Source organism: Kribbella sp. (assembly GCF_035655035.1).
In the GTDB taxonomy this organism is placed as follows: domain Bacteria; phylum Actinomycetota; class Actinomycetes; order Propionibacteriales; family Kribbellaceae; genus Kribbella.
This window is the reverse complement of the sequence record NZ_DASRVN010000632.1, coordinates 1-5,811: the sequence shown is the minus strand read 5'-3', so window position 1 is coordinate 5,811 and position 5,811 is coordinate 1. Positions and strand designations below refer to the sequence as shown.

Annotated in this window: 7 protein-coding genes; all 7 read left to right on the top strand. The window is 68.8% G+C overall.

The genetic code is table 11. From position 1 onward, the window contains the following. Nucleotides 1-376 (top strand): TlpA disulfide reductase family protein (locus VFF46_RS33205; RefSeq protein ID WP_325041200.1); only part of this gene is annotated, 376 nt, incomplete at its 5' end. 40 nt (nt 377-416) lie between these two features. Then, nucleotides 417-1,124, top strand: a complete 708-nt coding sequence (locus tag VFF46_RS33200) for a cytochrome c biogenesis CcdA family protein (RefSeq protein WP_325041201.1) — start codon at nt 417-419, stop codon at nt 1,122-1,124. A 1-nt stretch (nt 1,125) separates the two neighbouring features. Then, a complete protein-coding gene (gene resB / locus VFF46_RS33195; RefSeq protein ID WP_325041199.1) occupies nt 1,126-2,697 on the top strand; it encodes a cytochrome c biogenesis protein ResB in 1,572 nt (523 codons plus the stop codon). Continuing rightward, nucleotides 2,694-3,689: a c-type cytochrome biogenesis protein CcsB gene (gene ccsB / locus VFF46_RS33190; protein WP_325041198.1), complete on the top strand. Its 996-nt coding sequence runs from the start codon at nt 2,694-2,696 to the stop codon at nt 3,687-3,689. The genes resB and ccsB overlap by 4 nt, the downstream gene beginning before the upstream one ends. A 30-nt stretch (nt 3,690-3,719) precedes the next feature. Further along, nucleotides 3,720-3,971: a DUF4229 domain-containing protein gene (locus VFF46_RS33185; protein WP_325041197.1), complete on the top strand. Its 252-nt coding sequence runs from the start codon at nt 3,720-3,722 to the stop codon at nt 3,969-3,971. Nucleotides 3,972-4,152: 181 nt separating this feature from the next. Next, on the top strand, nt 4,153-4,752 hold the full coding sequence (locus VFF46_RS33180; RefSeq protein ID WP_325041196.1) for a TetR-like C-terminal domain-containing protein: 600 nt from the start codon (nt 4,153-4,155) through the stop codon (nt 4,750-4,752). 58 nt (nt 4,753-4,810) lie between these two features. Continuing rightward, nucleotides 4,811-5,811, top strand: a 1,001-nt coding sequence (locus tag VFF46_RS33175; RefSeq protein WP_325041195.1) for an MFS transporter, incomplete at its 3' end; no start/stop codon positions are given.

Here is a 5,811-nt window from a genome sequence, read left to right as displayed (position 1 = left end):
GACCTGGACCCTGTCGGAGCAGAAGGGCAAGGTCGTCGTCCTGAACGTGTGGGGCTCCTGGTGCCCGCCCTGTCGCAAGGAGGCGCCGGATCTGGTTGCCGCGGCCAAGGAGCTCGGGTCGTCGGTGCAGTTCGTCGGGCTGAACACCCGTGATCTCGATCCGGCGCCCGCGAAGAAGTTCGTCCAGGAGTTCGGGGTGCCGTACCCGAACGTCTACGACCCGAACGGCAAGGCCCTGCTGCGGTTCCGCGGTCAGATCTCGCCGGCGGCGATCCCGACCACGCTGGTGATCGACAAGTCCGGCAAGGTCGCCGGGCGGGTCGTCGGTGAGGTGACCAAGCAAACGTTGCTGGGCATGGTGAAGGACGCCGGTTGAGCTGATGGGACAGTGGTTCGCCTCGTCGATGACGGGCTCGATGCTGGTCGCACTGCCGATCGCGGTGCTGGCCGGTGCGATCTCGTTCTTCTCGCCGTGCGTCGTACCGCTGCTGCCCGGTTACCTCTCGTACGTGACCGGCCTGTCCGCCGCCGAGCTCGGCTCCGGCAAGCGCGGCCGGATGCTGGCCGGTACGGCATTGTTCGTGGCCGGGTTCTCCGCCGTGTTCATCCTGACCGGCGTGCTGTTCGGCACGGCCGGCAACCTGCTGATCGATCACCGGACCGCGATCACCCGGGTGCTCGGCGGGCTGACCGTCGTCCTCGGCATCGTGTTCCTCGGTGGCTTCGGCTTCATGCAGCGCGACCTGCGGGTGCACCGGGTCCCGGCGGTCGGGATCGCGGCCGCGCCGCTGCTGGGCGTACTGTTCGGATTCGGCTGGACGCCGTGTATCGGTCCGACGCTCGGGACCGTGATGACGCTGGCCACCACCCAGGGCAGTACCGGCCGCGGCGCGGTGCTCGCGCTGGTGTTCAGCCTCGGGCTGGGGATCCCGTTCATCGTGGCGGCGCTGGCGTTCCGGCGGATGCTGTCCGCGGTGACCTGGGTCCGCAAGCACCAGCTGCTGGTGATCCGGATCGGCGGCGTACTGATGATCGCGGTGGGACTGCTGCTGCTGACGGGAGTGTGGGACTCGATGACCGCGGACCTTCGGCAGTGGGTCGCCAACTTCGGGTCGGCGGTGTGACGTGACCGAGGTCAAGGACTCCATCACCGCACCGACCGGCAACTCCGGGAACGAGCCGCCCCCGGCGCTCGGCCTGGTCGGCTGGCTGCGCTGGGCCTGGCGGCAGCTGACGTCGATGAAGACCGCGCTGGTGCTGCTGTTCCTGCTGGCGCTCGGCGCGGTCCCCGGCTCGCTGGTCCCGCAGACCCCGATCGACCCGATCAAGGTGTCGGACTTCCTCACCGCGCACCCGAAGCTCGGCCCGCTGTACGACAAGCTCGGGCTCTTCGACGTCTACAAGTCGGCGTGGTTCTCGGCGATCTACCTGCTGCTGTTCATCTCGCTGATCGGCTGCGTCGTACCCCGGCTCTCCGTGTACTTCAAGGCGTTGCGGGCCCGGCCGCCGAAGCCGCCGCGGAACCTGAACCGCCTGCCCGGGTACCAGAGCTTCGAGGTCGACTCGCCGGGTGACGTGCTGGAGGTCGCGAAGCGCGAGCTCAAGCGCCGCCGGTTCCGCGTCGAGTCGTACGACGGGGCGGTCGGCGCCGAGCGCGGCTACCTCCGCGAGGCCGGCAACCTGCTCTTCCACTTCTCCCTGATCGTGGCGCTGATCGGCATCGCCTGGGGCTCGTTGTTCGGGTACCACGGCACCGTTCTGGTTGTCGTGGGCAACGGGTTCTCCAACTCGCTCGCGCAGTACGACGACTTCACCCCGGGCCGCGCGTTCGGCGGCGACGACGACCTGCCGCCGTTCTCGCTGACCGTGAAGGACTTCCAGGTCAGGTTCCAGCAGGACGGCCCGCAGAAGGGCGCGGCCCGGTCCTTCAAGGCGCAGCTGTCCTACCAGGAGACGCCGGACGCCCCGGAGAAGTCGTACCTGCTCGAGGTCAACCACCCGCTGAAGCTGGACGGCAGCAACATCTTCCTGCTGGGGCACGGGTACGCGCCGCGGGTGACCGTCCGCGACGGGCAGGGCAACGTGGCGTTCTCGGGTCCGGCGCCGTTCCTGCCGCAGGACGCCAACTTCTCGTCGTTCGGCGTGATCAAGGCGCCGGACGCGCGGCCGAAGACCCTCGGGTTCGAGGGGTACTTCCTGCCGACCGCCGTGATCGGCCAGCAGGGACCGGTGTCGGTGTTCCCGGACAGCCTGAACCCGGCGCTCGTCATGACCGGGTACTACGGCCGCCCGCAGCCCGAGACCGGGAAGCCGCAGTCGGTGTACCAGCTGGACAAGACGAAGCTGACGCAGTTCACGCAGAACGGTGACAAGTGGCGGTTCCAGCTGGCGCCCGGGCAGAGCGTCACGTTGCCCGACAAGGCCGGCTCGATCACGTTCAACGGCTACAGCCGGTGGGTGAAGCTGCAGGTCAGCCACACACCCGGGACGAACCTGGCGCTGGCCGGCATCCTGCTGGCGATCCTGGGCCTGATGGGCTCGCTGTTCGTGCACCCACGGCGTACCTGGGTGCGGGTCCGCGAAACCGACGGGCGTACGGTGGTCGAGGTCGCCGGCCTGGACCGGGGACTGGAGCGTGGGCTCGGTGACGAGATCGACGCGATCGTGAAGGCTCTGAGGAAGCAGGAGCAGGTATGAACCCGGCCACCCTGGCATCGCTGTCGAATCTGCTGATCCCGACCGCGACGATCATCTACGCCCTCGCCATGCTCGCCCACACGGCCGAATGGGCCGTCGGCCTCCGGGTGGTGAAGAAGGAAGCCGCGGAGCCGAAGGTGCTGGTCGCATCGGACGGCGCCGAGGTGCCCGCTCAGGGTGCCGAGGTGGCGCAGAGCGCGGAAGCCCCGGACGAGGACGGCTCCTCGCTGCGCGGGGAGCAGGCCAGCCGGATCGGTGTGCTGCTGACCGTGCTCGCGTTCGTGTTCCACCTGGGAGGTGTGCTGACCCGCGGGCTCGCAGCGGGGCGGGTGCCCTGGGGGAACATGTACGAGTTCTCCATCACGGCGTCGCTGGCGGTGGCGATCGTGTACCTGGCGCTGCTCAAGCGTCAGCGGTTGCAGTGGCTCGGGCTCGGCGTCACGTTCGTCATCACCGCCGCTCTCGGCATCGCCGTACTGGCGTTTTACGTCCCGGCGGGCGAGCTGCTGCCGGCCCTGCACTCGTACTGGCTGGTGATCCATGTGTCCGCGGCCGCGATCGCGGGCGGCGGGTTCACGCTGGGCGGGCTGGCGTCCATCCTCTACCTGATCAAGTCCCGGGCCGAGGCCCGTGACCTCGACGGGAAACCGATGCCGGCCGCGCTGCGGCGGGTCCCGTCCGCCGGGCGGATCGACGCGGTCGCCTACAAGGTGCACGCGTTCTCGCTGCCGGTGTGGACGTTCGCCGTCCTGGTCGCCGGGCCGATCTGGGCGTACTACGCGTGGGGCCGCGCGTGGGGCTGGGACCCGAAGGAAGTCTGGTCCCTCATCACCTGGGTGGTGTACGCGGCGTACCTGCACGCTCGCGCCACAGCGGGCTGGCGGGGCCGTCGGGCAGCCTGGGTAGCGATCGCCGGCTGGTGCGTCTTCCTCTTCAACTTCGTCGGCGTCAACCTCCTCCTCTCCGGCTTCCACGCGTACTCCGGCCTCTGAGCCGGATCAGCCGTATGTGATGCTGTAGGCGTGAAGGAGTTCGGTATCTACACCGGTCTGCGGGCCGGGTTGTTCGCGGTGTGCCTCGGGGTGTTGTGGGTCGTGCTGCACACCTGGCTGTCGATCTGGCCGATCGCGCTGCTGGCGCTGGTCGTTTCCTCGATCCTGTCGATCTTCGTACTGCGGGCCGCCCGCGACCGGCTGGCCGGCAAGATCGACACCCGGGCCGCGAAGATCTCCTCCCGCCTCGAGCAGGCCCGCTCCGCCGAGGACGACGACTAGGGCTCTCAGCCCCGCGTGCCGGCGCCGTACCAGTGATCGACTGGTACGGAGGGTGACCTATGCCACTGGCGAATTCTCGCCAAAATCCTTTGTGCATTCCTTCACATGAGTCGTAACGTGGTGGATGGAACGAAACCGTTTCGTTCTATCCGTACACTGGTGACTACTCAGGGTGATGGCAATGGATGCAGGCGTGCGGCAGCGGCCGCGGGTCGAAGGCGGGCGTGAGGAGGAGATCCTCGACGCGACCGTCGCGGTGGTGGCCGAGCTCGGCTACGACCGGCTGACGATGGACGCGGTGGCGACCGCGGCGAAGGCCAGCAAGGCCACGCTGTACCGGCGCTGGTCCACCAAGGCCGAGCTGGTCGTGGACGCGATCAGCCGGGCCAAGGGCTGCCCGATGCCGGAGGACGTCGACACCGGCAGCCTGCGCGGCGACCTGATCTCGATGGCGTGCGGCGACGGCGGGTTCACCGACGAGGTGCCGATGTCCGTGGTGGCCGGGCTGCTGACCGCGCTGCACCGCGACGACGACCTGCAGAAGGCCTTCCGCGAGCGCTTCCTGGCGCCCCGGAACGCACTGACCAGCAAGGTGTACGAGCGTGCCGTCGCGCGCGGCGAGATCGCGCCGGACGTGGACGTCCAGCTGCTGTCGGTGACGCTGCCCGCGGTGATCATCCACCACGCCTACATCCTCGGCGTCGAGCCGACCGACGAACTGATCCTCCGAGTGATCGACAACGTGATCATGCCTGCGGCGCGGGGGTCGCAGGCGAGCTGAACCGGTGTGGGGCCGGTTCGCGACCAAGACAGTCTGCCAAGAGGGGAAGAGCTTTCTTATGTCCGAAGGAACCATCAACGCCGACCCGCCGGAGGGACGGCCGGTCGACACCGTGGCCGCGGCCCCGGCGCACGGTCATCGCAATCTCGGTATCGCGCTCGCGCTGATCTGCATGGCGCAGCTGATGGTGGTGCTGGACGGCACCATCGTGAACATCGCGCTGCCGCACATCAAGGGCGCGCTCGGCTTCAGTGACGCCTCGCTGCCGTGGGTGGTGAACGCGTACGCGCTGGCGTTCGGCGGTCTGCTGCTGCTCGGCGGCCGGATCGGCGACATCCTCGGCCGCCGCAGGGTGTTCGTGGTCGGCGTCGTGCTGTTCGGCCTGGCGTCGTTCGTCGGCGGTATCGCGCAGAGCGAGGGCGTGCTGCTCGCCAGCCGGATCCTGCAGGGCGTCGCGGCCGCGGCCGCCTCGCCGAACGCGCTGGCCCTGATCACCACCACGTTCCCGGCCGGCAAGGAGCGCAACCGCGCGATGGCCGTGTACGCCGCGATGTCCGGCGCCGGCGCGGCCGTCGGCCTGATCCTCGGCGGCGCGCTGACCGAGGCGTCCTGGCGCTGGACGTTCTTCATCAACACGCCGATCGGCCTGCTGGTCGCCGTGCTGGCCTTCCGGTTCCTCGGTGAGTCGGAGCGGCAGACGGGCAAGTTCGACCTGCCCGGCGCGATCACCGGTACGGCGGGTCTCACCTCGCTGGTGTACGGCCTGACGCACGCGGCCACCAACGGCTGGGGCGACACCTGGACGCTGATCTTCATCTTCGCCGGCCTGGCACTGATCGGTACCTTCCTGGCGATCGAGGCCCGCTCGCGGCACGCGCTGATGCCGTTCCGGATCCTCGCCAACAAGACCCGCGGCGTGAGCTTCTTCGTGATGCTGATCGTCGGCGCGGCGATGTTCTCGATGTTCTACTTCCTGGGCATCTTCGTGCAGTCGATCATGGGCTACAGCGCGCTCAAGACCGGCGTCTCGTTCCTGCCGTTCAGCGTCGGCATCGTGGT